This is a genomic window from Hominimerdicola aceti, from assembly GCF_025567495.1.
Taxonomy (GTDB): domain Bacteria; phylum Bacillota; class Clostridia; order Oscillospirales; family Ruminococcaceae; genus Hominimerdicola; species Hominimerdicola aceti.
Window position 1 is genome coordinate 1 of the sequence record NZ_JAOQJZ010000006.1, and the last position, 26,161, is coordinate 26,161.

The 26,161-nt window shown below is 44.6% G+C and carries 23 protein-coding genes; 12 read left to right on the forward strand and 11 right to left on the reverse strand.

Features of this window, described 5'->3' with window-relative positions; translation table 11 throughout:
* Positions 1–345 precede the first annotated feature (345 nt).
* The 3 genes from OCV57_RS06960 to OCV57_RS06970 all read right to left on the reverse strand — a co-directional run bounded on the left by OCV57_RS06960 (position 346) and on the right by OCV57_RS06970 (position 4,039).
* Entirely contained in the window at positions 346–1,590 is a 1,245-nt protein-coding gene (locus OCV57_RS06960) for an ROK family transcriptional regulator (RefSeq protein ID WP_267300942.1), read from the reverse strand.
* 237 nt (positions 1,591–1,827) lie between these two features.
* Positions 1,828–2,079, reverse strand: a complete 252-nt coding sequence (locus OCV57_RS06965) for a YdbC family protein (protein ID WP_022287989.1) — start codon at positions 2,077–2,079, stop codon at positions 1,828–1,830.
* Between the two features lie 61 nt (positions 2,080–2,140).
* Positions 2,141–4,039 (reverse strand): lipopolysaccharide biosynthesis protein, encoded by a 1,899-nt coding sequence (locus OCV57_RS06970; RefSeq protein ID WP_267300946.1) that lies wholly within the window; start codon positions 4,037–4,039, stop codon positions 2,141–2,143.
* Between the two features lie 193 nt (positions 4,040–4,232).
* Here OCV57_RS06970 and OCV57_RS06975 point away from each other — a divergent pair, with 193 nt between their 5' ends.
* The 3 genes from OCV57_RS06975 (at position 4,233) to OCV57_RS06985 (ending at position 6,364) form a co-directional block, all read left to right on the forward strand.
* A complete protein-coding gene (locus OCV57_RS06975) occupies positions 4,233–4,355 on the forward strand; it encodes a hypothetical protein (protein WP_022287987.1) in 123 nt (40 codons plus the stop codon).
* A 139-nt stretch (positions 4,356–4,494) separates the two neighbouring features.
* Positions 4,495–5,055: an RNA polymerase sigma factor gene (locus OCV57_RS06980; protein WP_267300948.1), complete on the forward strand. Its 561-nt coding sequence runs from the start codon at positions 4,495–4,497 to the stop codon at positions 5,053–5,055.
* The gene (locus OCV57_RS06985; RefSeq protein ID WP_267300949.1) at positions 5,012–6,364 is read left to right on the forward strand and encodes a PASTA domain-containing protein; all 1,353 of its coding nucleotides are present in this window, start codon (positions 5,012–5,014) and stop codon (positions 6,362–6,364) included. Before OCV57_RS06980 ends, OCV57_RS06985 begins: the two co-directional genes overlap by 44 nt.
* A 37-nt stretch (positions 6,365–6,401) precedes the next feature.
* Here OCV57_RS06985 and sleB read toward each other — a convergent pair whose 3' ends face one another.
* Positions 6,402–7,082 carry a spore cortex-lytic enzyme gene (sleB, locus tag OCV57_RS06990; RefSeq protein ID WP_038672043.1) on the reverse strand — a complete coding sequence of 227 codons (681 nt, stop codon included), beginning with the start codon at positions 7,080–7,082 and terminating at the stop codon, positions 6,402–6,404.
* 1,017 nt (positions 7,083–8,099) lie between these two features.
* Here sleB and OCV57_RS06995 point away from each other — a divergent pair.
* The 7 genes from OCV57_RS06995 to OCV57_RS07025 all read left to right on the forward strand — a co-directional run bounded on the left by OCV57_RS06995 (position 8,100) and on the right by OCV57_RS07025 (position 13,806).
* Positions 8,100–8,618, forward strand: a complete 519-nt coding sequence (locus tag OCV57_RS06995; RefSeq protein WP_267300950.1) for a MotA/TolQ/ExbB proton channel family protein — start codon at positions 8,100–8,102, stop codon at positions 8,616–8,618.
* The gene (locus OCV57_RS07000; protein WP_267300952.1) at positions 8,615–9,211 is read left to right on the forward strand and encodes a cache domain-containing protein; all 597 of its coding nucleotides are present in this window, start codon (positions 8,615–8,617) and stop codon (positions 9,209–9,211) included. Before OCV57_RS06995 ends, OCV57_RS07000 begins: the two co-directional genes overlap by 4 nt.
* Positions 9,212–9,225: 14 nt before the next feature.
* Complete coding sequence (locus tag OCV57_RS07005) at positions 9,226–9,744, forward strand: hypothetical protein (RefSeq protein ID WP_117957208.1); 519 nt, start codon at positions 9,226–9,228, stop codon at positions 9,742–9,744.
* Between the two features lie 115 nt (positions 9,745–9,859).
* Positions 9,860–10,708: a patatin-like phospholipase family protein gene (locus tag OCV57_RS07010; RefSeq protein WP_267300954.1), complete on the forward strand. Its 849-nt coding sequence runs from the start codon at positions 9,860–9,862 to the stop codon at positions 10,706–10,708.
* 15 nt (positions 10,709–10,723) lie between these two features.
* Positions 10,724–11,581 carry a metallophosphoesterase gene (locus OCV57_RS07015; RefSeq protein ID WP_267300955.1) on the forward strand — a complete coding sequence of 286 codons (858 nt, stop codon included), beginning with the start codon at positions 10,724–10,726 and terminating at the stop codon, positions 11,579–11,581.
* Positions 11,582–11,583: 2 nt separating this feature from the next.
* Positions 11,584–12,873, forward strand: coding sequence for a Sapep family Mn(2+)-dependent dipeptidase (locus OCV57_RS07020; protein ID WP_267300957.1), 1,290 nt, complete (start codon positions 11,584–11,586; stop codon positions 12,871–12,873).
* Between the two features lie 96 nt (positions 12,874–12,969).
* A complete protein-coding gene (locus tag OCV57_RS07025) occupies positions 12,970–13,806 on the forward strand; it encodes a prephenate dehydrogenase (protein ID WP_267300958.1) in 837 nt (278 codons plus the stop codon).
* A gap of 50 nt (positions 13,807–13,856) precedes the next feature.
* Here the strand turns inward: OCV57_RS07025 and OCV57_RS07030 are convergent, their stop codons facing one another.
* The 4 genes from OCV57_RS07030 to OCV57_RS07045 form a co-directional block, all read right to left on the reverse strand.
* On the reverse strand, positions 13,857–15,059 hold the full coding sequence (locus tag OCV57_RS07030) for a hypothetical protein (RefSeq protein ID WP_267300959.1): 1,203 nt from the start codon (positions 15,057–15,059) through the stop codon (positions 13,857–13,859).
* A 79-nt stretch (positions 15,060–15,138) separates the two neighbouring features.
* A complete protein-coding gene (locus OCV57_RS07035) occupies positions 15,139–15,615 on the reverse strand; it encodes a peptidylprolyl isomerase (protein ID WP_117858725.1) in 477 nt (158 codons plus the stop codon).
* A 35-nt stretch (positions 15,616–15,650) separates the two neighbouring features.
* Positions 15,651–16,160: a hypothetical protein gene (locus tag OCV57_RS07040; RefSeq protein WP_022287922.1), complete on the reverse strand. Its 510-nt coding sequence runs from the start codon at positions 16,158–16,160 to the stop codon at positions 15,651–15,653.
* A gap of 59 nt (positions 16,161–16,219) precedes the next feature.
* Positions 16,220–16,924, reverse strand: coding sequence for a hypothetical protein (locus OCV57_RS07045; protein ID WP_022287921.1), 705 nt, complete (start codon positions 16,922–16,924; stop codon positions 16,220–16,222).
* Between the two features lie 399 nt (positions 16,925–17,323).
* Between OCV57_RS07045 and OCV57_RS07050 the strand changes: the two genes are divergently transcribed.
* Together OCV57_RS07050 and glpK are read left to right on the forward strand one after the other, a co-directional pair.
* Positions 17,324–19,195, forward strand: coding sequence for a hypothetical protein (locus OCV57_RS07050; RefSeq protein WP_267300960.1), 1,872 nt, complete (start codon positions 17,324–17,326; stop codon positions 19,193–19,195).
* Between the two features lie 329 nt (positions 19,196–19,524).
* Positions 19,525–21,006 (forward strand): glycerol kinase GlpK, encoded by a 1,482-nt coding sequence (glpK, locus tag OCV57_RS07055; protein ID WP_267300961.1) that lies wholly within the window; start codon positions 19,525–19,527, stop codon positions 21,004–21,006.
* 42 nt (positions 21,007–21,048) lie between these two features.
* Here the strand turns inward: glpK and OCV57_RS07060 are convergent, their stop codons facing one another.
* The 3 genes from OCV57_RS07060 to OCV57_RS07070 all read right to left on the reverse strand — a co-directional run bounded on the left by OCV57_RS07060 (position 21,049) and on the right by OCV57_RS07070 (position 26,046).
* The gene (locus OCV57_RS07060) at positions 21,049–22,341 is read right to left on the reverse strand and encodes a bifunctional folylpolyglutamate synthase/dihydrofolate synthase (RefSeq protein WP_267300962.1); all 1,293 of its coding nucleotides are present in this window, start codon (positions 22,339–22,341) and stop codon (positions 21,049–21,051) included.
* Positions 22,341–24,182, reverse strand: coding sequence for an excinuclease ABC subunit UvrC (uvrC, locus tag OCV57_RS07065; protein WP_267300964.1), 1,842 nt, complete (start codon positions 24,180–24,182; stop codon positions 22,341–22,343). The genes OCV57_RS07060 and uvrC overlap by 1 nt, the downstream gene beginning before the upstream one ends.
* Positions 24,183–24,249: 67 nt before the next feature.
* A complete protein-coding gene (locus tag OCV57_RS07070; RefSeq protein ID WP_267300965.1) occupies positions 24,250–26,046 on the reverse strand; it encodes a L,D-transpeptidase family protein in 1,797 nt (598 codons plus the stop codon).
* Positions 26,047–26,161 lie beyond the last annotated feature (115 nt).

The following is a 26,161-nucleotide window of genomic DNA, read 5'->3' on the forward strand; positions in this document are numbered from 1 at the left end:
TTTTTGACTTTCGATTTTTTCGTGCTTTCTAATGTGCTGTCTTAAATCAGCTTATCTATTATATCATATTAGCTAAGCTTTGTCAAGACTTTTCTTTGTGAATTCTTTGTGAATTCGTTTGAACTCTTTCGGAAAGTGTTCATCGTCATCACCTTATTCACATTCATCGCTCTCGTCAAGCGACTTATACATTTTATCATCTACAGCGACATTTGTCAATAGCTTTTTCATCGTTTCTCTATTTTATACATTTTCTACCCGATAATTTAGATATTTTTCACTATGTTGTTCATTTTATACTATAATATAAAAGAAAAAGCAGGGCAATGCCCTGCTCTGATGCTCTTAATTATTAGAAGATGTATCAAATCCGCCCCTGTTAAAGAACAATTCTCTTATTGCAAGCGCACAGCCTGACAGGAATCTGTGCTTGTCCTCAATGATAGAAAGCTCGATCTTGCTTGAAACAAGCGCTCCGCCTATCTCTGTCACAGCGTCCTTTAATTTCTGGAACGCCTTTTCATTCTGGAATTTGAACTGATGAAGCACTATCTTCTGTGGGTTGGTAGAAAAATACAAGTTGTTAAGAAGCACCGCTAACAGTGTAAGCTCGCCGTTAAGTATCTCTTTTACAGCCTTGTCGTCTTTCTCGTACGCCATCGTTATCATATCATGATTGACATTCTCAAAGCTTCCCCTTGCCGCCTCATAGAGAAAAGGCGTCTTTTCAGCTGAAAATACTTCCCTAAGCTTTGACATAGTAGCCGATGGAGTGAGTTCACTCTCAACACAGCCTCTTCTTCCGCAAGGACAAGTCCTGTCAGAATAAGGGTTGATTATCATCTTATCCACGAAGTTAGTTCTGTTATCATATGAAACGATCGGATCGTTAAGATTGGTCACAACAAAGTGCATAGTGTTGCCATACTGCAAAAAGGCTATGTTGTGTCTGTTTATATCCTTTGTTTTAAGGAAGTCGATATTTGCCATAGCCGTACCCTTTACAGAGTTGTCAAAAACCAGCGGAAGCTCAGTTTTCTCTCTTATTGCAGCCTTTAGCTTAGCATAATCAGGCTCGCCATCTTCAACACTGATACCAAGTCTTGAATACATAGTCGGGAATATACCGAAACCGATGCCGAGAATAGAGTTCTTGTCAAGGCAGTTGTCGCCCAGTACCTCGTTTATAGACTTCTCAGTGAAATCAAAAATAGTGCTGTAGTCCGTCTTTTCGTTGATAGCCAGATTTCTCTTATCAAGAACTGCACCTGCCAGAGTTGACAGACCAACGCTTACGATATCCTCCTCTACCGTTACGCCTATAACGAACTTGTAGTGGTGATTTATGTCGATAAGTATCTTTTTTCTGCCTCTCGGAGCTTTTTCTGTAACGTGTTTGTATTCGCCTATTTCCTGTATTATCCCCTGCTCGATCATTTCATTTGTTATGATCGTGACAGCGGCTCTTGTAAGCTCTAAAGTTCCCGCAATGTCGATACGGGAAGTAGGGCCTCTCTGCTTGAGTATCTTGAGGACCTGCATACGGTTGCGCCTCTTGAGATCAAGCTTGCTAATGCCATGCTGTTCCATATAACTATAATTCCCTCCGAATATATTATTACCTGCCCTGTACGTTCAAAGCGTTCCGTGTCCTTTAAATACTGATACGAAACGCCTTTTATGTGCAAGCTTCCGGCGGCAGCCATGCATGAAATAACGCACAACTCCGCCGTTTAATTGTTCTTCTCGGAAATTATAGCAAACATTTTTAAACTCATGATTAACAATTGATTATCATTTAACTGTTTACCGAACATTTACAATTTTTTAAAGAATGTCAGCCTCGTTGATATCGTCCTCTATCTCCTCACCGTTGAGAATAGCCTTGAGAGTTTCCACTTCTTCGTCAGTAAGAGTGATACCCTTGCCCATTCTGCTGTGGTCTGGATTCCATTCTCTCAGGTCATATTTAGGCTCTCTCTCGTTCCAGGAAACCTTGTTAAGCTCCTTTGTCCAGCCCTTAGCGTTTTCAGAAAGTACGCCTATACGCTCTGTGATCTCAAATTTCAATTCTGCCATGATAAAAACCTCCATTGGTGTAATAGGAGCATAGCCCCTTTATCTATAAAACGCAGTATCTCTACCGCTTTTTATATGCCCATTCAATAAGCTTATCCCATATCTGTCTGCGGAATATAAAGCCGCATACAAGTGTCTGCACCGCCGCCGCAAGCACGCCGAACCAAAGTCCTGCCGCCGCACCAAGCAGTAAATCAAGTGCCGCAATGCCAATGAAAACATCTGTTGCCCTGCGGTTTTTGATAATAACAGCCACCGCCAGTATCAGAAACGCCACCGCTGCCCATACCATGCCGTGCCTGAAAACCAGACTCAGCGGCATAAGCACCATAAAGATATACATAAGCCTGTTCTTGTTTTTGTATATTGCAAAGACAAAGCCTGCCAGAAGCAAAGCATACACAATAATGCCCCTTGTGAGCAAGTCTATGAGTACAAATACAGCCAAGCCGCCTATAACTGCGCAAAGCTTTGCAGTGCTAAGGCTCACAAAATGTGAAGCTATCCTTGCAGGAAGCACCTTGTAGAATATGCTCTCCACAGCCTTTCGGTTGAGTATAAAGACCGCAAGGAAAAGCAGTGTCACGATAGCATACAAAGGCAGGTGGTGCATAAGGTCAGTTTCAAAAAGGCAAATGAACATCATCACAAGGATAACGATGTTGTTCACTATCATCTTTTTCATATCTATCCTGAACGGCACGAGCTTTCTCGAGTCTATGGCTCTTATGATGAAAACCGTCATGTAAGCCGCAACCGTGGATATAGGCGGACCGTAAAGTCCTATCCTCGGTATGAGGATAACGTTCAGCCCCACGTTTATCACGCCTGAAACAAGGCTCGTAAAAAGTGACCTCTTTGTCTGCTTTGAAGCAAGATAAATAGACCCCATAAAAGTGGTGAAGCATGAATAAATGGTCGCATATATGATGATAGGCGAGTATTTTACGCAGTCACGGAAATCTGCGCCTATCCAGAAGTTAGTCACAGGCTGAACGATAAGCAGACAGCCTGCCACAAGGATATACAAAAGGCTCTGATTGAAGTCAAAAACATTCTCATAGAAGGAATCTCTGTCATCAGAATCGTCCTCAGTGATAGCCGACATATTCCAAGCCTGACCGAACATAAGATACACCGTTGACACAAGGTTAGGTATCTTGTAAGCCGCCGACAGCACGCCGTTGTAGTCCGAGCCAAGATAGTGGGTGGTCATAAATGAATCCGAGCTGTTTGTTATGAGCCACAAAAGCTGAGCAGGGATAAGAGGCACAGAGTATTGAAGCATTACCTGCAAAAGCTCTCTGTCAATATCCTTGAAGTTTATATATCTCCAAAGCTTTGACTTGAACGTGAGAAATACCACCGAGATAAGGTCAGAAAGAATGGTAGCGAGCAAATACTTCTCAATGCCCGTGCCGTGCCCGAGAAATCCCTCAGGAAGCACCATATAAAACAAAGCCGTCCAAAACAGCGTAAAGAACGTGGTCAGTATGCCGTTAAAAGCAAACAGTTTTACCTGCTCCATTGCACGCACGAAAGTTGAATACAGCGACTTCATGCTTGATGTGAATACATATATATATAGTATCAAGCTGTATCCGCCAATATACTTGTCAGCAATGCCCGTCAGCGACACAATAGGCAGCAAAATACCGAACACCGCCAGACCAAAGAAGCATATAAGATTGCCAAGAGTAAAGACCTTTACCTTGTCATAAGCCTTGTCAAGACCAAATCTAATTATAGCCTCCGTGATAGTCATGGTCACAAGAGGTATTATCCAGTTAGCTATCTGAGTGAGAACGTCCGTAACGCCCAGCTCAGCCGTAGTAAGATAGTTGGTGTAAATAGGCACAAGCAACAGCACAAGGACTTTTGAGCTGAAAGAACCTATAGCGAACACCAGAGTATTTGAAAACAGCTTTTTGTAGCTGCTTTGTTTGCCTGTTTCTGCCATTTAAAATTTCCTCATTACATAAAAATATAACACATAGAGATATTATAACACAATGCTTTGATTTTTGCAAATATTTTTATAAAAAGCCGTATTTTTTCACAAACCGCTTGCAATCAGAGCAAGATTATAGTATAATAGACCTAAAGAAAAGGGCTGTAAAAACAGCGTCACAGAATTACAGGAGGAAGATAACATGAGCAAAGCAACAAAAGTATTTCTGATACTTTTCGTATCTGTATTCACAGCAGGAGTAGCTGCAAATATCATCTGTGAGATATTCAAAACAAGACTTCAGAAATATTATTCTGTAGACTAAACACAGCGTTTTTATCAGGACGGCTTCTGCCGTCCTTTTTCTTTACGCAGTTTTTTCACCGCAAGTGAAACTTTTTCAGCAAAATTCCCGACTATTAGGGTGAAAGCTCACAGAGCAAAAAAAGAAAGGAGGAAAAACCATGGGAACAGAACTAAAAGATACATTCGTGCAGGCTTATAATGATACATACGATTATATAAACCGCTATCTCACCTCAAAGCTCCCCACCAGAGAGCTTATAGAAGACGCACTCCAAAGCGTGTATCTTGATTTTTACCGCTCCCTTATCACCACCCAGGGGAAAATAAAAAACGTCAGGCATTACGTCCTGCGTATAGCCAAGCATTATGTTGCAGACCATTACAGACAACAGCCCAAAGCCACATTCGAGGATATCACCGACCTGAATATCCCCGATGAAAAAGCCCTTGCCGACCTTGAAAGCGCCGACTTTTTCGACTATGAGCAGGTGATGAGCTATCTCAAAAGCTCCGACGATACCACCTACCGCATTTTCGTACTGCATTATCAGTACGGCTATACTATCAAGAAAACCGCATCATGCCTAGGCTTGTCCCAGTCCACCGTAAAATCAAGACTATACCGCACCCTTGACAAGCTGAAAAAAACATACTGTGAAAAGGAGGAACAAAGCAATGAAAATGACAGATATAATGAAAAAATGCCACAGCGAAAGTAAGTCTGAAAATCTTGACGCTATCCTGCAAAAAATAGACAATAAAGCCTTTATCACCAACTCAGCCGACAGCGCACACACAGAAACAAAACCCCAGCCTATAAAGCTTAGAAGAAAATCCGTCGGCATAGCCGCAGCAGCAGCCTGCGCCGCCGTAGCAGTGGGAGCATTCGCATTCAGCGGACTTTTAAAGCCCGATATCGACGCCACCACCCCTGCCCCCTCAACAGCCTCCACCGATACCACAACACAGCCGCCCCAGGCCCCACAGCCTATCACAGTGCCGGACGTTACCAACAAGACCTATGTCGAAGCCGAACAGCTTATCGCACAGGCAGGCGGCACGCCCGTAAGACGTGATAGATATAGCGATACTGTCGCCGCCGAAACTGTCATGAATACCGAGCCTGCCGCAGGGGAAAAAATACAAGCAGGGCAAGAAGTCAACCTGTTTGTGAGTAAAGGTCCAGTTCCTGAGCAAAGAACTTATATCCACAATGACAGTTCACAGACCGACTCTGACGAACAGACCGATAAACAGCTCACCGAAGACGAGCTTGGCACATATGAAGCGGCAGATATAGAGATACCGACCTTTACCGAACGCCTCACCGACCTTGAAAACACAGACGATCTTGACATAATACTTTCCGCACTAAATTCAAGAACCTCAGACTTCGGCATAATCTCCGCCGAAAACCATGAAACCTACCTCGATGTAACAGTGAACACCGAAAATGACGTCACCTGCATAAAAGCCTACCTCCAAGCATACGGCATAAATATCGACCTTGTGGACGTCCACACCGCCTACCCAGAGCCGACAGGCGATCTCCCCGTCAGCGATACGCCTATAACAAATCCGTATAAAGTATCAAATCTTTTGTGCGACCTGGAAGAAATGGGTTACCGCCCAACTTTCACCTCCTGCGGCATTTATGACCAAGGCAACAGATGTGAGGTAACAGTGCTTTACGAACACAACATCAAGGAAATGGAAGAGCTTCTGCAAAGCTGTAACGTTGATATGTCGATAGTCACAATAACCCTCGGCGGAAAAGCAGAAGTCACCCCCGGCTACAGAAGCCCAAGAGAGATACTCGAAGAAGTAAAAGACGTTTTCCATATAAATGATGTAAGAACAGCCATAACAGGCAAGACTTCGTATGTTGACGCCTATGCCATAGACATCTCCGACACCGAAAAGCTCGCCGATATAGCAGGCTACATCACCAGCTATTTTTCCGACGATATCCTCTACTCCATACCAATATCCCTAAACGGCAGCGATTACTTTTTCGTACATAAATAGCACAAAACCGCTCTGCACTGCGCAGGGCGGCTTTTTTTCACATACAAAACCTATGGCTTCCAATAACCGTCACCGTAGGCTTAGCGTGCATATAAGCGTTTGAAGTCTTAGCAGGATTGTAGTAGTAAACACAGCCATTTGTGGGGTCCCAGCCGTTCAAAGCGTCACGGGCAGCATTGTAAGCGGAAGCGGCAACAGGCTCGTTGAACTGTCCGTCCACCACCGCCGTAAAAGCGCCGTTTTGGTAAATTACGCCCGAAAGCGTGTCAGGGAAAGACGGGTGTTCAATGCGGTTTAAAATTACCGCACCCACAGCCACCTGTCCCACATAAGGCTCGCCCCTGGCCTCGGCAGAGATTATCCTCGCCAAAAGATTGATGTTCTGTTCCGTAGCCGACGGCACAGAGCCAATAGATATTCCCAGCGCCCGAAGCGTCTGCGGACCTGCCGTCCCCGTCTGACTTATCCCCTGCTGTTTCTGAAATTTTATCACAGCGGCTTTGGTCTTTTCGCCGTAGTATCCCGTCACAGAATCATTGAACAAACCACGTTCTTTAAGGCGTTCCTGAATAGCCCTAACCTCACTGCCGCTAGACCCAAGCTGAGAGAGCGCACTGTCCGAACCGCCCCAAAAGGCATTCACCGCCGCCAGCGAAACTCCCACAGCCAGCACCGTCACCACAGCTTTTTTCGCAAGCAGATTTCTCATTGTTCTCATAAGATCACCTCCTGAAAATCTGCATTTATTTTTTACAGCATTTACAGATTTATTCACGCCATGCCAATATGCACAAATTCAGTGGCACAAATTTATGCAAACAAATGATTTATATTTTAATTTGGCAACATTTCTGCAATTGTTGCATTTTTTATGCAACAAAAGTGGTGCTTTTCGTGTATAAGTAGAAAGCGTTTTGATACTTGCGGGCACGTACAAGCCCTGCGACTTAGTGAAACCGAAGGGCGTTTCTGGAACAGGCTGTAGAGTACTTGTGTCAAAGCGTGGGTGTGCGTTGTGGATTTTGTGTATACGCAACCAAGGGCTTAATACCAAATGTCACACCCCGAATGTAACTTGAAAATTGAATATAAATACAGCTAAAACACGAAACCTATGGCAACGCATTTGTAGGGGACGGCGCCCCCGACATCCCACTCGGAGGTGTAATGCTGTGATTGTTGTATCTTTGATGCCAAATTATTTTCGAGGTACATTATTGTGATATTCCCCGATAATTCAATGGGTAAGAAATAGCGGGCTGTCGAGGGCGCCAGCCCCTACAATTTTTATTGATAGATTATTCCTCCGCAAAATCGCTCCGCTCTTTGCGTATCTACATTGCGCTTAGGGCTAGAAAGGCGGTGCAGATTTAATTCTCCGATATCACTTTCATCTAATATCTGACTTCTATATGCTATTTTTCATTAAATCTGCACCTTGTCGGCTTGCGCCGAATGAGGCTCTGCCTCATACTCCGCTAGGGGCTTTGCCCCTAGACCCCACAAGCCCTCTAGCGCCAGGCTTGAGCGTGCGCTTTATCTCTTGCTTCGCTCGGTGCTTTATTTTACTTTATGCTTGCAATTTACTTTGGTCTGCTATGCTCATTCCTCACTCCTCACTCCTCATTCCTCATTCCTCATTTCTCATTCCTCCCCTCCTCACTAAAAATCCGCCCCCACATCTTGCAATTTACCTCAAAATGTGCTATCATTATCTCTATAGGGGGTCTTATCCATGAAAAAACTCTTTTCCGTAATTTTTATGAACTTTTTCGGCTTCGACATGATAATTTTCTTGGTTGCAGTCGCGACCGCCATCGTCTTTTATTTCACTAAAAAATCGGCTGATGTTCTCTACAACAAGCTTCATCTTAACATCTTCGTTCCCGACTCAGGTGCTTCCCGCCGTCAGGCTGACAGCGATATTTCGGGCATTCGTGAAACAGATATCGTTTCTATGCGCAACCGCACAGGAAGCCTTTATTCTCTGTTCGTAAATCTCACAGGGATCTTCCCTCTCTTGGGTATCCTCGGCACTGTTATCTCCCTCCTCGGTATGGTGGGCGATATGACAAACGTTCAGGATAATTTCTATGGCGCTTTGACCTCAACTTTTTGGGGACTTGTTTTTGCTATAATCTTCAAATTTCTTGACGGCATAATCTCTGCAAAAATAGAGGATAACGAGAAAAATGTTCAGCTCTATCTTGAAAGAAATAACGCTGAACATTCCCAAAGCGGTGAACAGCCATGAATGGTTTCAGGAAAAATAAGGGCATAGTCCTTGAGCTGACTTCCCTGCTCGATGTTATCATGATAATGCTTTTCTGGGTCATGACCGATGTTTCCGCATCTGCCGACAGTCAGAAAGAGGACGCAAAAGCTCAGGTGCAGGCTGTCACTCAACAGCTTGAGGAGCAGAAGCAAAAGTCCGCTGACGAGCTTGAAAAGCTCCGTGAGGATATGCAAAAGCAGATAGATGAAGCCTATAAAAAGGCTGAGAGCATTAACAGCAATGCCGCAAAAAATCAGCAGGCGCTTGACGGCTACACTCAGGGTATGCTTATCTCACTTGATATGCGAAATGAAAACGGCACTGACAAGCTGTATATTTCCAGAAATGATGAGGATATTATGACCGTGACCCATGATGAAGATATCTCAGGCAGGCTCATATCTCTTTTTGAAGGACTCGGTGCGGCAGACGGTGAAGTAATGCTTGCGGCAGTGGTCTATGACGGTGACGCTGTGCTTTATCGTAATATGAGAATAGTGGAAAACGCTGTGCAGGCTGTGTCAGACAAATACGAAAATGTTTACTTTACATACATAAACACTTCCAAATAGAAAGGACAATAAAAATGAGTATTCAGAACGATGTTGAAAAGCTCTACCGCAGTGACCTTGAAAAACAAAGACAAAAGCAGAAAAAGAAAAAGAAGAAAAAGCTTCTTGGTATCATGCTGATCGTCATTATCATTGCGGCGCTTATTCTTATAATGCAGTATCTTGGACTTGGACTAGGCGGTGGAAAAGGCGAAGGCTCAGGGGACGGCAAGGACGTAAGTGCTTCCTCCAATGAAGCTTCCGTCACTACCACAACAACAGCAGTGCCAAAGGAATTTTATGACATCAAGGTTTCAGGAAGCACTTATATAATCGATGAGCGTGTGGTAGATCTTAAAAGTCTTGTTTCCACAGTGAAGCTTATGAGCGACAATGTTATCGTAAGGATAACAGACGACAACGCAACAAAGAACGCTATGGATGACTTGAAAAAGGCTCTTACCGACGACGGCAGAGAGTTCACAGAAACAGTTCTTGACAATTCAGCTTTGGATAACAGCATGGCAGATACAACATCTGAAGCCGTAAGATAAAAACTGTAGGGGCGAACATCCTTCGCCCGTTTTCTGCATAATTTTAAAGGATACAGATATAAAATAAAATTGGGGACGGTCAAGCCGTCCTCTTTTCAGAAACAGAGGTAATATCATGCTTGGACTTACTTTAGAGGGCGGAGCCAGCAGAACGGTCTATTCCTGCGGAATAATGGACGCTCTGCTGGAGAATAAAATAATAGCCGATTATGTTATAGGCGTTTCGGCAGGAGCAGCTTTCGGCGTTTCTTACTGCTCAGGGCAGATAGGCAGAAATCTCCGTCTTGCCACCGAGTTTATGGGAACAAAGAAATACATGGGCGCAAGACATCTTATCGACCCTAAAAACCGATGCTACTATAACCTTGATTATGCCTACAATGTTGTGCCTAATGTTGAGCTTCCCTTTGATTATGAAGCCTACAGAAACTTCAAGGGCAGATTTTGTGCAGTTGTTACAAACGTAAAAAACGGCAAGGCTGAGTACATGGACGTGCCAAAAGATGACACCCACTGGAATTTGCTTAGAGCAACCTGTGCGCTTCCTCTGCTTTTCCCTGAGATAGAGATAAACGGAGAAAAATATATGGACGGCGGTATATCAGATTCAATACCATATATGCAGGCAATAAAAGCAGGCTGTGACAAAAATATCGTTGTGCTGACACGACCAAAGGGCTATGTTAAGACCCAGGAGCCTGCCACAAAGCTTGCCATGAAATATTATCACAAGTACCCTGAGTTTGCCGAAGCCCTTGCCACAAGAGCCGAGAGATACAACAAATGTATCGCAGAGCTTATGGAGCTTAAAGCGGAGGGGAAAGTCTTTGTTTTCACACCAAAAACCACCTTCGGTGTAGGCAGGACTGAGGGCGACCCTGCAAAGCTGAGAAGGCTCTACGATTACGGCTACAACCACGCAAAATGGGCAATGGACGATCTGAAAAAATATCTTTGCAAGTAGGAATGAGGTAATAAAATGTCATACAAGCTGCCGCTTTTTGTTGCCGCCGCATTTCTGGGCGGTTATATGTTTATTTCAAACAGACAGCTAAGGGTGAACGAATATGAGCTGAAAGTATCAAAGCTTCCTGAGAATTTTGTTGGTAAAAAGATACTTCTTCTTGCAGATCTTCACAAGAAGCGTTACGGGGATAATTTCAACAATCTGGTAAATTCCTGCATTGCCGCCGAGCCTGACTTTATTTTCTTTGCAGGTGATCTTTACAGCCGTGATGAAACGGACATGATACCGAAGCTTGCCCTTATGAAAAGGCTAAAACATATTGCACCGACCTATTATATTTTCGGTAACCATGAAACTGACAACATGGATAATGCCGAAGCCCTTGCTTTGAAACTCACCGAATGTGGAGTACACGTTCTGAGAAACAACATGGAGCAGATAAAAATAGGCGAGGATCACATCAATATATACGGCACTCAGCTTCCACAAAGATTTTACCGCAACGAAGATTTTTCACATCACGACCTGCCGCAGATCACAAAGGACGAGCTTACAAAGCTTTTAGGCGATCCTGACAGGAGCGAGTGTAACTTTTTGCTTTCGCACACACCGCTGGCGTTCCGTGCTTATGCGGACTGGGGAGCAGATGTGACGTTTTCGGGTCACTGTCACGGGGGAGTTATAAGATTGCCTTTTATTGGCGGAATACTTTCTCCTGAACGGAAATTCTTTCCAAGATACACAAAGGGCATTTACGAACTTAACGCTGAACAGGGCTTGGCAAAGCTTGCTGTTACGGCGGGGCTTGGTAAATTCAGGCTGAATAATCCCTCGGAAATAATGATTTGCACACTTGAAAGGCAGGAATAAATATGTATCAGAAACAATTTGCAGAATATTTTGACAAGCACATGGAGGAGATACTTCGTGACCTTGACGAGATTATTTTTATCGAGAGCGTTGGTGACATAAACGCCCCTGTTAAGCCATTTGGCGAGGGTTCTCGCAAGGCTCTTAACTGGGGAAAGGCTTATCTTGAAAAGCTCGGCATGACAACAAAGGACTTTGACGGCTATGCTGTTCACGGTGATTTTTACCAAAATGGAGAATGTAAGCTTGCTGTGCTTTCACATCTTGACACTGTTCCCGCAGGCGAGGGCTGGAGCTATCCGCCTTTCAAGCTGACTAAAGCTGACGGAAAGCTTTTCGGCAGAGGAACAATTGACGACAAAGGTCCGAGCGTTGCAGTGCTGTGGGCTGTAAAGGCTATCAAAGAGCTTAACATTCCTATAAAAAAGAACTTTCGTGTTATTTTCGGTGGCAATGAAGAGGGCGGCTGTGAGGACATGGAATATTATGAAAGCAAACAGCCTTTCCCTGAAATGGTGTTCACCCCCGACGGCTCTTTTCCTGTGCTCAACTGTGAAAAGGGCATGGTGCATCTTACATTCTCTGCTGAATTTTCAGATGATAAGATAGCTGAGATAAAGGGCGGAAGCGTTATAAATGCTATCCCGGACAAGTGCATTGTGAAGTTTGCTGACGACAGTGAGAAGGTCATCAGAGGAAAATCGTCACACGGGTCAAGACCTGAAAACGGCGACAATGCGGTGACAAAATTTGTGGCAGAATACAAAAATGAAAATGCTCTCCTTGGTGGGTTGGCTGAGCTTTTCCCACACGGAGAATGCAACGGAAAGTCCTGCGGTCTTGGTTTTTCAGACGATGTATCAGGCGAGATGACCTGTGCGCTGACTATCCTTAAAACTGAGGGTAGCAGGCTTCATGGCGGTATCGACATACGCTTCCCTATTGACAAGACGCTTGCTGAGATAAGCGGTATCATAACTTCGGCACTTGAAAGCAAGGGCTTCAAGGTGGACGAGCTTGACGGCATGGAGCCGCATTATGTGGACGAAAACAGTGAGTTCGTTCAGACCTTATTAAGGGTATACGAAAAGGTCAAGGGCGAAAAGGGAAAATGTATCGCAGAGGGCGGAATAACCTACGTTCACAACACAAAGGGCGGTGTTGCGTTCGGTGCGGAATTTCCTGAGGAAAACAACAATATGCACGGAGCTGACGAACATATTTCCATGGAAACTTTCAAAATAAATCTGAATATGTACGCTAATGCTATTGCAGAGCTTTGCGGTGAATAATTGGGTGTGCATGGCTCTTGACAAAGTGTGATTTTAGTGGTATACTTTATTACATAAAAGCTTAAAAGCGTAAAAGCAAAGGGAGCATGACGGACAATGAAGATTTGTATAGTTGGACTTGGACTTATAGGCGGTTCGCTTGCCAAGGCAATAAAAAAGAACACTCATGAGAGCTGTTTCGGTATAGATATTGACAGGGGAACGATAGCAGGGGCGCTGGCGCAGGAGGCTATCGACGGTGAAATGACCATTGACGACCTTGCAGGCTGTGACGTTGTTATTGTGGGACTTCACCCTGAGGCTACCATAAAATTTATCACGGAGAATGCAGACAAGTTCAAAAAGGGCGGTATCGTTCTTGACACTTGTGGAGTAAAGGGCGAGATAGTCAGAGCTGTAGAGGGCGTTTGCATTGAAAACGGCGTAAACTTCCTCGGCTGTCACCCTATGGCAGGACGTGAATTTTCGGGCTTTGCATACTCGGTGGACAATCTTTTTGAAAAAGCAAGCTTTATAATGACGCCTACTGACAGAACTCCTATGAGGGTTGTGCAGGAGATATCAAGGCTTGCATATAATATCGGTTTTGCAAAGGTCGTTGTATCAAACGTTGAAGAGCATGACAGCGTTATTGCGTTCACTTCTCAGCTTGCTCACGTTGTATCAAGTTCCTATGTAAAAAGCCCTAGTCTTTTAAAGCAGGCAGGTTTTTCAGCAGGTTCTTTCAAAGACCTTACGAGAGTGGCAAAGCTCAACGAAGATATGTGGACGGAGCTTTTCCTTATGAACCGTGGTCCACTGGTGGACGAGATAGAGCATATAATCGCAAGATTAACGGAGTATCGTGATGCTATTGCAAATAATGACGCTCAAAGGTTGCATGACCTGCTTAAAGAGGGTCGAGAGCTTAAGGAATTGTCTAATAATAGCTAAATAAGAAAACAAAGCGGTGTCAGAGTTCAATTCTCTGCACCGCTTTTTGTTTATTCTTCTGTGTCTGTATCGTCGTCTGTATTATCAGTTTCTTCCTGCTCTTCATTTTCGTCAGGTTCGTCAGGCTCGGACAAATTGGTATCGTCGCTTTCGTCTGTATCGTGGATATCTTTATCATTATCCTTGTTGGCTGACTTATTGTCGCCTACTGTTTTGTTTTTCACTATCATAAGATACTCAGCGGCAATAAGAGCTACGCACAAAACGCAGACCAGGCCAATAATAACGCCCATTGATGAACCGCTCTTTTTTTCCGACACCGGACTTGCGGCTTTTGAGGTCGCTTCTGCTTCTGAGCTTTCAAGCTTCACGGCTTCAGGTTCTTTTATCACTATTTTAAAATGCCCTACTGAGCCGTCCTTATAAACAATATCTATCTTTGTTTCGCCTGTGCTGAGGGTCTGGAACTTGCCGTCCTCGAATATAAGCACTTCGCCGTTGGCTACTGTTACGCTTTCAACATCTGTAAGTCCTATATCCTCGGGAGCGATAGGGTACTTTGAATAGTCAACGTCTATTTCGATATAATCGCTGTCGTCCTGCTGAACATCTGCAGCGTCCTGATACTTGACGATACCGTTCTCTACCTGATTTGATATGGCATTGAGGTTTTCGTCATCAAGGGAATTTACTGTTAGATAAAGCACTGTTGAGGTGAGCTTTTCGTCTGCGACTTTGAAATGGAGGGTCGCATAATCACCGTCAAAGTCTGTGCCGTCTGCGTTCACATAGTTATATACAAACTTCCCTGCAAAGGCATTGTCAACTGCCATGCCACCTGCTTTATCATTGGTTTCGCACTTTTCAAACTCTACAAGGCTATCGTCATAGCCCACGGAGATAGAGGCATTTGAGATAAGGTGGTCGCACTGGATATTTATTTTCGCTGTGAACTTTTTATCCTTTACCTCGCTGACCACAAGCTTTACAACTGTCGGCGTAGAAGTCGGAGTGTCCGGAACATAGGAATAAGATGTGGTAGTTCCCCATGTGGTGGTTTCCCATGTCTGAGCTGTGGTAGTTGTAGTCGTTTCAGTGTCCTCCTGCTGAGGCTGAGCGGTAGTGGTTGTTTCCGGTACAGGATCTGTGGCTGGCACATCGGTTGTCACAGGCGTTTCGGGATCAGCGAAACACACTGAAGTCATTGCCATGACCGCTGCAAAAAATCCCACTGTTACTTTCTTGAAATCCATTATTTACTCTCCTGATATTGTTTTTGACGTAAACAAGGGCTGCCGCCATAAAGACCGCAGCCCATGATTTTACTTTTTATTAGTCCTCAATAAGAGTTACTTTCTTCATGACCTGATCTACAAGCGGCTTATCGTTGAAATTTACGTCAACTGCTGCGATCTCGTCAACAACGTCCATGCCCTCGACTACCTTGCCGAATGCTGCATACTGTCCGTCAAGATGAGGAGCGTCCTGGTGCATGATAAAGAACTGTGAGCTTGCTGAATTTGGCATTGCTGAACGTGCCATTGAGATAACGCCTCTTGTATGCTTAAGGTCGTTACGAACACCATTAGCAAGGAACTCGCCCTTTATCTTCTCTTTTGCACCGCCCATGCCTGTTCCCATTGGGTCGCCGCCCTGTATCATAAAGCCTGAGATAACTCTATGAAAAATAAGTCCGTCATAAAAGCCCTCTTTAACAAGCTTCTCAAAATTTGCAACTGTGATAGGTGCAACGTCAGGATAAAGCTCGATCTTGATATTCTTTCCGTTTGCCATTTCTATATTTACCATGTTAATACTCTCCTTATTATTTATTAATACAAAATTTACTTGGATTTTGGCAGCTCGCCACGTTTATTTTTCTCCATAAGATCATTGAAATACAATGTGACAGGAGTTGGAACTTTCTTGAAAAGTCCCTTTTTCTCAACCTCGTCACAAACGATATAATCTCTTTCACCGTCATTATTTACGCAATAGAGCCTGTCTGTTTTATAGAAGCCGCCGTTGCCGTCATCTCTGTTCTTATCAAAACAGCCGAAGATATCCTTTGCCATAAGCTCGCAAAGTCTGAGTATCTTCTCATAGTTGGTATGCTCGCTCCACTTTTCAAGCTCTTCATGGAAAAACTGCTGGACAGGAACGTCATTGACTTCCATTTTTCTTATTATTCTCGCAAGGCATATAGAAGCGTCCTGATCGGTAAGCTTATCAAGTCTTGCATTCTTATAATCAAGTATATACTCATTTAATGTAGCATAAAGCAACTTATCATACTGAAACGGCTTGCCTTTGCCTGAAAACTTTATGATAGGGTTATCGGTATTGATCTTCAATTTTATCTCTCCAATTCAATTTATTCTGGCAATACCCCTAATGACTGCCTTTACCCCGATCATCTGCCATATTTTTCGTTAAATTCTTTCACCTTCTGCGCCAAAAACTCTTCCGATACTGAGCCGATAGCGTCGTCGTCCTCGCTGTGGTCAACAGAGCCAAGACCCTCCACAAGAGCCTCATCGACGGATATTCCCTTTATATCCTTATACTCTGCATAGTCCTCAGGCTTTTTTGCATAAGGAAGCTCAGCCACTTTTGCGGCTGTGGTCTCTGCACTTATGGCTTCGATATTGCCTGTATCACGCTTCTCCTGAGCCACTTTCTCGTCATGTATCCTATATATCTCCTCAAGCTTTGAGTCGATACCCTCAACGGACGCCACGCTTATATCCTCCTTATGAGAAGCTACAAATCTTGCGTGTTCCTCCTCATAAAGCTTTTCATACTCGCTCTGGGCATCGGTTATCTCAGCCTGTCCTACTGGGTTCACGTCGTAGTCGGCATAGGTCTTTACGGGATCGTTTTTCTTTTCAGCCAGCTCTTTTTCAAGCTGCTCCATCTTGCTGCGGATAGTTTCCGGCTCTATGGTATCGGTTATCTTCTCGGCGTGTACCTTATCGCTGCTGGACTCCTTCACAAAAGCCGTATCTCCGCCTGCTCTCTTCACAGGCGTGTTCCATATATCATCAGCATTTATCTGCTGCTTTTTAGGCTGTGTCGATGTTTTGGGCTCGGAGCTTTTTCTGCTGAACAGACCCATAAGATCTCCCCCTTTTTATTGGCATGATGATCTGATATCGGCTTTTTATGCCTGACATCTTATACTTATTTATTATACAATATTTTCACCAAAATTGCAAACCTTTTGACAGTTACTTTTTGTACGATTTTTTAAACTCTTTTTGTGCATTTTGTTTCATATTAATATAATATAAATATAAAATTCACGCTTATTTAATGTAATCTATACTAATATTTGCTATACTATATTTGTTAAGTTATTTATTTTGTTAATTAAAAACAAAAAACAAATTAGTTTGAGAAAACTATTTTTGGCATAAAAATACACAAAAATACCCGATCGTGAAGAAGATAACACGAATAAGAGGGGTAAAAGCTTAAGTATATATGAAGTAAATTCATGGAGGAGGATCTATTTATGACAAGACCGTCACTTGGGATAACGGCAATGGAACTTTTCGCCTGCAATCCTTTCAGGGTGCTCGGCATAGCCGTTGACACTCCTACTGCTGATGTCACGCTCACATACAAAAAGTTGCTTGATATGGCGGCTAAAGGTGACACGGCTGATTATGAAACGCCTTATGATTTTGATTTTCTGCCGCCTTTCTCCCGTTCTGAAAAGGATCTGAAAACGGCTTATGCAAAGATCGCCAGCAACGGATACAGATGCTTCGCATTCTCTGATCCTATATTTTCGGCTTCCCTGAACATTGATGACGTTATGCTCAACCTCAGAGATATTTCATGCTATGACTGTTTCCTCAGGTGTTATATGTGGCTCATCACCAATGACAGAGATTTTGAAGAGCCTGAACTTTGGATACCACTTTGTCAGTACATAGACAAGATGATAATGTCAAGCCCTGAGCAATGGGATAAGTATTTTGACCATCGTTTTCCGCAGGATATGCTTGACAGCTCAATGTCTGCGCTGAGGTCTTTCTATGCCACATTCTGCGATATAATTCTGCTTCCTATCAAGGAAATGGTAAGAGGCTCTATGAAGTGCAGATCCGCAATGGAGATACTTAAGATCGCAAAGGTGGACGTTGACGAGGTATTCCCTGACATTGACATTCCACAGGCTAACCTGCCTAAGAGGGGCGAGCCTGCGCCGAAGCTCAAGATCGCTGTCAAGGACGGCGAGGAATACTATGATGTTACAACAGGCAAAATGGTAAACTTTGAGGGCGACGAGGATTCGACTATCGAAAGCAACGATTTCTCTGCGGCTGCAAGCTCCATTTCTGCTGACGCTATCGTTGGCGAAGACGGTCCTGACAGCGAGCCTATACCTGACGAGCCTGAGGAAAATCCTGAGCTTAAGGTAGTTCCGCCTCCAGCTCCCGTTCAGCCTGAGCCTGTAGCAGTACAGCCTGCACCAGAGCCAGAGCCTATACCAGAGCCACAGCCTGTTCCTGCACCGACGCCTGCAGAGGACATCCAGTCTGCTCCTGTATTCAAAACAAAGCCGATGGCTCAGAGAGGTATTCCCGGCGAGATAAACGCACCTATAAGAAAGAGAAAGATCTTTATTCCGGGACACGAGGGCATTTCAGGCTCTGCACCTGCAAGCCAGCCTGTTACTGCTCCTGTTCCGCCAGTTTCACAGCCTGCACCTGCTCCAACGCCTGTTCAGACAGCACAGCCTGCACAACAGACAGTTTCAGCACCTGTGTACAGCCAGCCTGCTCCACAGCCTGCGGCGGAAGCTCCGAAGCCTGCAGCTAAAAAGCCATACAAGAAGGCGAACAAGGGACTTACTTCCCTTATTGATACAGTTGACGAGGCGATAAACGACACCTCGGACATAATCCTTACTGACGAGGCTGAGGAAGAGGAAAACCTCTACACTGACACTCTTATCAAGATGCTGAGGGCAAACCGCTCAAACAATCAGCTTATGAAGAGCGTTGACACAAAGCATATTTACGACAACGGCGACAGCCTTGGCAGACCTGAGGAAGCAGAGCTTTCTATGGACGCTATCAACATGAAGAAAATGGACAAGAGCCTGCTCAATTCTTCATATGATAACATCAGCACCAAGGAAACCGATCCTAAGAAGCTTCGTGAGGAAAAATACCGCAACATCAACATCAATGATATGCTCAATCCAACAGTAGGAAGCCAGATGCACAAAGAATACACTCCGGACGCTATCGAGGAATTTGTTAAAGCTAAAAAGCAGGAAAAGTCCGCCATAAAGGGTATTTGGAAGCTTCTTGGAGTTCTGTCGCTTTTGTTGATCATTTATCTTATACTGCTTTACACGGGTCTTATTTGATGACGATATAAAGTGTGGCAGAATATCCGCAACGTGGTGTAACGAAAAAGAATAAGTAAACAAAACATCGGGCAAACGGGACGTCGCATTTCTGCAAAGCAGAAATTGCACCGTTCCCCTACAGGGTTTGTGAAAACGTCAGCATTTTGCGAGTAACACAAGTTTATTCGGCAATTAATCGGGCGAGGAAGCGGGACGTCGAGGGCGCCGTCCCCTACATTATAATGTGATGCGAAATTTTGTAGGAAAATAAACAGTGTTAGAAATTTAGATAACAGATTTATAAGGGGTGGGAATTCCGCCCCTTTTTTGCAATAAGGAGAAATTTTATGAAAGAATACATACTCTCTTTAGATCAGGGAACGACTTCCTCCAGAGCGGTGCTTTTTAACGCAAAGGGTGAAAAGGTTGCAAGCGTACAGAAAGAATATCCGCAGATATTCCCCGGCAACGGCTGGGTGGAGCATGACCCTATGGACATACTGGAAAGTCAGCTCAGTTCTGCTCGTGAGGTCATTGCAAAGGCCGGGATAACAGCGGAGGACGTGGCGGCTATCGGCATCGCCAACCAGCGTGAAACGACGATACTTTGGGACAAGAACACCGGCAAGCCTGTTTACAACGCTATCGTTTGGCAATGCAGAAGGACTTCTGAGGACTGCGCACGAATGGAAAGTCAGGGCTTGCAAAAGTTTTTCAAGGACAAGACGGGACTTCTTATCGACCCTTATTTCTCTGCCACAAAGATAAAGTGGATACTTGAAAATGTTGAGGGTGTGAGGGAGCGTGCGGAAAAGGGAGAGATACTTTTCGGCACTGTGGATTGCTGGCTCATATGGAATCTGACAGGGGGAAGGGTACACGTTACGGACTACTCCAATGCTTCCAGGACTATGCTTTTCAACATTCACACCCTTGAATGGGACAGAGAGATACTGGGACTTTTGGGCATACCCAGCTGTATGCTCCCTGAGGTCAAAGAATGTTCGGGTGACTTGGGCGAAACTGAGGAGAACATTTTCGGAAGCAGGATAAAGATCGCAGGCTGTGCAGGAGATCAGCAGGCGGCACTTTTTGGGCAATGCTGTTTCCGTGAGGGCGATGTGAAAAACACCTATGGCACGGGCGGTTTTCTGCTTATGAACACAGGTGAAAAGCCTGTGGAAAGCCGTCATGGATTGCTCACGACTATTGCCTGGGGCATAGGAGGAAAGGTGAATTATGCTCTGGAGGGGTCGGTATTCGTATCGGGTGCGGCGGTAAAATGGCTTCGTGACGAGCTTTGCATAATACGCACAGCGTCAGAAACTGAGGAGCTTGCAAGAAGCGTTGAGGACACGGGCGGTGTATACTTTGTGCCTGCATTCGTGGGACTTGGCGCACCATACTGGAAGCCTGAGGCAAGGGGCATGATAACAGGGCTTACAAGAGGAACAAACAGATGCCACATAGTCAGGGCAACATTGGAAGCTATGTGCTATCAGACCTATGACGTTCTCAGGGCGATGGAGGAGGACGCTGGGGCTATCGGAAGCATAAAGGCTGACGGTGGTGCGGCAAGCAACGATTTTCTTATGGAATTTCAGGCTGATATATTGGGTCATTCGGTCATAAGGCCTTATAACGTGGAATCCACCGCAACAGGTGCGGCATATCTTGCTGGGCTTGGCTGTGGGCTTTGGGGCAGTATGGAAGAGCTTGTGGGAGTTTCGGATAAGTTTAGAGAGTTTATTCCGTCTATGAGTGAGGGTAAACGCAGTGATCTGATAGGTGGTTGGAAGAAAGCGGTTCAAGCGGCTATTAGGGAATAAAGGTAAAAAAATCGGGCGACCTTGGGTGGGTCGCCCTTTCTGTTATATATCTTTCATTTCATTAAGCACCTGGGCACATAGGAAAAGCGAACCGCATATAAGATTCACTCCGTGAGGATTCTCGTTTATTAGCTGACGTGCCATTTCAAGGGCAGGCTTTGGACTTTGCTCTGCCCTGCCGCCTGCGTTGGTTATGATGTCGGCAAGGTCAGAGGCAGTTTCGGCTCTGTCGCTGAAACCGTCAACTGTGTAGAATTTGTCTACATACGGTATGAGTTTCTTTACAGCCTCGGTGATGTTTTTATCCCTGCACATTCCCATAACGGCGTAGCATGGGCGTTTTGGGCAATGCTCCAATACGCCTGCCAAGGCTGACAGACCGTCTGGATTGTGTGCGCCGTCCAGTATCAAAAGCGGCTCACGGCTGAGTATCTGCACTCTGCCTTGGAGCTGGGCTTTTTTGATGCCCTCCAAAATTTTATCCTGGGGAATTTTCAGGGTATCGTTGATAAGGCGTATTCCGCTTATGACGCTCATGGCGTTCAGCACCTGATGTGCGCCACCCATTGTGACTTCATAGGGCTGTCCTTTGAACTCAAACTTTGAGCCGAAAACGTCACAGCTTATAAGTTTGAGCTGTTTGATGTCGGGGATAACCAGCTGAGAAAGATTTCTCACCGCCTGCTCTCTGACAGTGCGGATAACTTTCATGTCGTTGCCTGCACTCAAAACGCATGGGCAGTGGGGTTTTATAATGCCTGCTTTCTGATAGGCTATTTTCTCCAAGGTGTCGCCCAGAATGGCGGTATGGTCGAAATCAACTGAGCCTATAACTGTTAGGACAGGAGTTTTTATAACGTTGGTGCTGTCTAAAAGTCCCCCAAGACCTGTTTCAAGAACGACTATATCGCAGTTTTCCTCAGCAAAATAGAGGAAAGCTATGGCGGTGGTTATTTCAAACTGAGAGAAATTCTCACGGTCGCAGTGCATATCGGTGACGGCTTTCACACGCTTTGCCATTTTCGCAAGGGCAGGCTTTGGGATATCAATGCCGTTTATTTTTATCCTGTCGGTATAGCTTATTATATAAGGCGAGGTGAAAAGACCTGTTTTCAGCCCTGCGCACTGAAAGACCTCGCTGAACATCTGCGCCATTGAACCTTTGCCATTGGTGCCAGCGATATGAACGAATTTAAGGCTGTCCTGCGGGTCGCCAAGATCGGAGAGCAAGGCTTTTATTCTGGACAGGTCTTTCACGGGCTTGCCTGAGTGGGAAAAGCTGTTTATAAATTCAAGCTCGTCTATGTCTTTGGTATTTTCTATCAATTCTATCACTACATTTCGTCTATTATTTCTTTAAGCTCTCTTGCGGTGTCTATATTCACACCTGCGGTCTTTGCAAGCTCCTCTACTGTGGCTTTTTTGAGAGCTTCTTTGGTTTTATACTCGGTGATGAGTTTTGCGGCTTTTTTATCGCCTATGCCTTTGACTTTGGTTATCTCAAGTCGGTGGGCATTCTTTTTATGCTTCTGCGCCTGATAGGTTATGGCTACTCTATGGACTTCGTCCTGAATGGCGGTAACAAGATTGAACGCCGCTCTGCACTTTGCAAGGCTTATTTCTCCGCCCCCTGTGGCAACGGCTCGTGTGCGGTGCTTGGAGTCTTTCACAAGTCCGAACAATGGGCAGGTCACACCCATTCGCTCTAAGACAGGCTCAACGGCATTGACGTGGCCGTTTCCACCGTCGAGCAAGATAAGGTCGGGCATAATAGAAAAGCCCTCGTCTGTTTTCTCAAAGTAGTTTCTAAAGCGACGTTCTATGACCTCCTGCATACAGGCATAGTCATTTTGCTCTGCAACTGTTTTGATAGAAAACTTTTTATAATACTTCTTGCATGGTCTGCCGTTTTCAAAGACCACCATGCCTGCCACCATATTTGTAGAGGCGAGGTTTGATATATCGTAGCACTCGATATATTTCGGGGTCTTGGGAAGTCCCAATGCTTTGGCAAGCTCCTCAAGGGCGGTTATCTCACGGCTCGTTCTGCCGACTTTTATGGAGAGATACTCGGTGGCGTTGCTTTTGGCAAGGGTGGTAAGGCGGAGAAACTGTCCTCTTTTCGGAGTAGAGATATTCACGGCATGGTCATACTTCTGGCGGAGAAATTTCTCTATTATCTCGCCGTTTGTGATATCCTCGTCAAGGAGGATATCTTTCGGTATGCTGTCTTTGGAGGAATAATACTGCATGAGAAAATCTTCACGCATTTTTATGCTGTCGTCTTTTTCTCCCAGAAAATAGGAAGCCTTATCAAAAAGTCTGCCCCCACGATACATTATAACGCTTGCACAAGCCATTTCGCCATTTTGAGCAATGGCGATTATATCAGTGTCACGAATATCGTCATTAATTATCTTCTGACTTTCAGCGGCTTTTTGTATGGCTTGGATACGGTCACGAAGCTTTGCGGCAAGCTCAAAGTCAAGCTCCTCAGCGGCTTTGTTCATTTCATCGGTGAGTCTTTCAACTGAATCTGACGAACCGTTTCGGATATAGTCCACCGCCTGACGGACTATAGAATTATACTCATCTTTGGAGAATTTTCCTGTGCAAACGCCCATACACTGCTTTATGTGCATATTAAGGCAGGGACGCTGTTTTCTGAAATCCTGCGGAAATTTTCGGGTGCAGGTAGGGAGCATAAAGACTTTATTGGCTTCAATAACGGCTTGTTTTACTGCGAACGAGCTTGTATAAGGTCCTATATACTCTGCTCCGTCATCGTATTTTTGCAATACGGCTTGCAAACGTGGGTAGTCCTCATTTGTGACCCTGATATAGCTATAGCCCTTATCGTCTTTCAGCAGGATATTATACTTCGGGGTATACTGCTTTATAAGAGAACACTCCAGCACTAGGGCTTCAAACTCAGAGTCGGTGACGATAAAGTCATAGTCATAGACGTGGGACACCATTTTCCACACCTTTGGCAGGTGATCCTGACACTTTCTGAAATAAGATGTCACACGGTTGCGGAGATTTTTCGCCTTGCCGATATATATTATCTTTTTCATTTTGTCTTTCATTATATAACAGCCCGGTGAGGTGGTGAGCTTTGAAGTTTTATCACGCAGAAATGGCAGGCGTGGGTTGTCTTCATCTGTAATGTACATAAATTCTCCTAACTGAAACTAAAAGCAAAGGCAATACGAGTTGTCCGTATTGCCTTGCTATTATCTCTTACCAATACATAAATACAGGAGTACCCATATCTATTTTTTCATAAACGTATTTCGCTTTATCTAAAGGCATATTTATACAGCCGTGTGAGCCCCATGTGCTTGACTTATAACGCTCACCGCCAAAGTTGCCGTTCTGCCATGATGCGTCGTGAAGTCCTATGCCGATAGTGGAAACGTTGTTCCAATAGTCAACATAGGAAGCGTAAGACTGTCCGTCTGCTGATCCTCTGAGGGTCTTGCCCTTTTCCTTATACCAAAGCTTATAAACACCGCCAGGGGTATTTCTTGACTTGCTTGGATAGCCTGAAACTATATCAGACTCCATTGTGAGCTTGCCGTCCTTATAATACCACAAATGCTGTGCAGTAAGGTCTACCTCGATATAAGTGTTGCCGTAATCCTTATCGGCTGTACGCCAATCCTTATTGCAGGTATACTCATAGGCTGAGTCAGGGTTTACATAGTAGACAGGCTCAGTTTCGGCAGACTCGCCCTTTTCAACAAGGTCCACGATAAGGTCGCAGGTCTTTTGCTGGTCTATCCACCAGCCGTAACAGCCCTGGCCCTCGGGGATAGTGATAGTTCCACGCTTTGTGGTCTTGAACTCTCTGTCCTTGCCATAGGTATCATACTTATCTGCAAGATCTTCAACATATGCCATTGCCTTATCTTCATCAACTGTATAGCCGGCTTCGGCGTTATCCTCGTCAAAGGTTATCCAATCCATGATAGTATCACCCGTGAGAGTTTCGGTGGTGTAGATAAAATCGAATGTTATTTCGATATCGTTAAGGTTATTGAGCTTCTTGCAGGTCTCTTCAAGCATATCCGCTGTTATGGCAGGCTTTTTATAGCAATCTGCCTTTGAGATATCAACGTCAAAGCTACCGTCGTCAAGCTGATTTTCCACATAGGAATAAAGCTCGTCTATCTTACCCTCCTCCACAGCGTCGCCCGTGGTTTCTTTTACCACAACATAGCTGTTGTCGTCGCCTTTTTTGATATAGGCGTCTTCAGGATCTTTTGTGCTTTGGGAGTCAAGCACCTTTCTTTTCAGCACCTTTTCAAGCTTAGCCTTATCGTACTTGAACTTAGAATCAAAGCTGAAATCCGTACGCTTCATGGCAGAAGAGAACCATGAATAGTGGTTTTGCTGAGTATAATACTGTGTGATAAGGTTTTGAGTATTATCGTTATAGCCTATTTCAGACAGCTTTATAGAAAATGTTGTGCCGTCTTTCTTTGTAACGGTGATGGCTTCGGGGATAACAGCCTGCTCGCTTACGAGCTTATAGGCTTCCGCCTTGGTCTTTCCGCTGACCTCGATGCCGTTTATATATGTATTTCCAAGAAATCTATCCTTATACGAATTCATGCCCCACAGATAGAAGCCGCCTGCGGCGACTATCATAACACCAACAACTGAGCATATTGCTATTGCGACAGTCTTTCCTGACGAGGACTTCTTTTTCTTCTTTTTTCCCTTGTTTGAGCCGCTCTTTGAAGTCTGCTTTGATGCAGGCTTTGCATTTTTACTGCGTGTTTCAGTTGTTTTGGGCTTTTTAGGCTTGATAGTTTCCTCGCCAAAGTCTGAAACTCCTCTTACAGGAGTGATAGGCTCGTCAAAGCCGCCGTCCTGCATTGCCATATTTTTAGCGATCATTCTTGCCATATCCTCATGGCTCATAGGGCGGTTCTGCGCCTGCGGCTTTGCGGCTTCATCGCTTTCGAGGGTAAGACCTTTCATATCAAGATCTATACCAAGCTCATTATCCTTTCTTTCTCTATCGTTCATAACATTACCTTTCCTTATATAACCTTATTATAATATAATCGTTTCACATTTATTTTACCCTATTATACAACACTATCACCTTTTTTTCAAGGAGTATTTCCTACAATATAAAGAC

Bases quoted from the DNA above. Each gene is read 5' to 3' on its own strand.
- OCV57_RS06960 (WP_267300942.1), bottom strand. From the start codon at position 1,590: ATGGAACAGCATGGCATTAGCAAGCTTGATCTCAAGAGGCGCAACCGT.
- OCV57_RS06965 (WP_022287989.1), bottom strand. From the start codon at position 2,079: ATGGCAGAATTGAAATTTGAGATCACAGAGCGTATAGGCGTACTTTCT.
- OCV57_RS06970 (WP_267300946.1), bottom strand. From the start codon at position 4,039: ATGGCAGAAACAGGCAAACAAAGCAGCTACAAAAAGCTGTTTTCAAAT.
- OCV57_RS06975 (WP_022287987.1), top strand. From the start codon at position 4,233: ATGAGCAAAGCAACAAAAGTATTTCTGATACTTTTCGTATCTGTATTC.
- OCV57_RS06980 (WP_267300948.1), top strand. From the start codon at position 4,495: ATGGGAACAGAACTAAAAGATACATTCGTGCAGGCTTATAATGATACA.
- OCV57_RS06985 (WP_267300949.1), top strand. From the start codon at position 5,012: ATGAAAATGACAGATATAATGAAAAAATGCCACAGCGAAAGTAAGTCT.
- sleB (WP_038672043.1), bottom strand. From the start codon at position 7,082: ATGAGAACAATGAGAAATCTGCTTGCGAAAAAAGCTGTGGTGACGGTG.
- OCV57_RS06995 (WP_267300950.1), top strand. From the start codon at position 8,100: ATGAAAAAACTCTTTTCCGTAATTTTTATGAACTTTTTCGGCTTCGAC.
- OCV57_RS07000 (WP_267300952.1), top strand. From the start codon at position 8,615: ATGAATGGTTTCAGGAAAAATAAGGGCATAGTCCTTGAGCTGACTTCC.
- OCV57_RS07005 (WP_117957208.1), top strand. From the start codon at position 9,226: ATGAGTATTCAGAACGATGTTGAAAAGCTCTACCGCAGTGACCTTGAA.
- OCV57_RS07010 (WP_267300954.1), top strand. From the start codon at position 9,860: ATGCTTGGACTTACTTTAGAGGGCGGAGCCAGCAGAACGGTCTATTCC.
- OCV57_RS07015 (WP_267300955.1), top strand. From the start codon at position 10,724: ATGTCATACAAGCTGCCGCTTTTTGTTGCCGCCGCATTTCTGGGCGGT.
- OCV57_RS07020 (WP_267300957.1), top strand. From the start codon at position 11,584: ATGTATCAGAAACAATTTGCAGAATATTTTGACAAGCACATGGAGGAG.
- OCV57_RS07025 (WP_267300958.1), top strand. From the start codon at position 12,970: ATGAAGATTTGTATAGTTGGACTTGGACTTATAGGCGGTTCGCTTGCC.
- OCV57_RS07030 (WP_267300959.1), bottom strand. From the start codon at position 15,059: ATGGATTTCAAGAAAGTAACAGTGGGATTTTTTGCAGCGGTCATGGCA.
- OCV57_RS07035 (WP_117858725.1), bottom strand. From the start codon at position 15,615: ATGGTAAATATAGAAATGGCAAACGGAAAGAATATCAAGATCGAGCTT.
- OCV57_RS07045 (WP_022287921.1), bottom strand. From the start codon at position 16,924: ATGGGTCTGTTCAGCAGAAAAAGCTCCGAGCCCAAAACATCGACACAG.
- OCV57_RS07050 (WP_267300960.1), top strand. From the start codon at position 17,324: ATGACAAGACCGTCACTTGGGATAACGGCAATGGAACTTTTCGCCTGC.
- glpK (WP_267300961.1), top strand. From the start codon at position 19,525: ATGAAAGAATACATACTCTCTTTAGATCAGGGAACGACTTCCTCCAGA.
- uvrC (WP_267300964.1), bottom strand. From the start codon at position 24,182: ATGTACATTACAGATGAAGACAACCCACGCCTGCCATTTCTGCGTGAT.
- OCV57_RS07070 (WP_267300965.1), bottom strand. From the start codon at position 26,046: ATGAACGATAGAGAAAGAAAGGATAATGAGCTTGGTATAGATCTTGAT.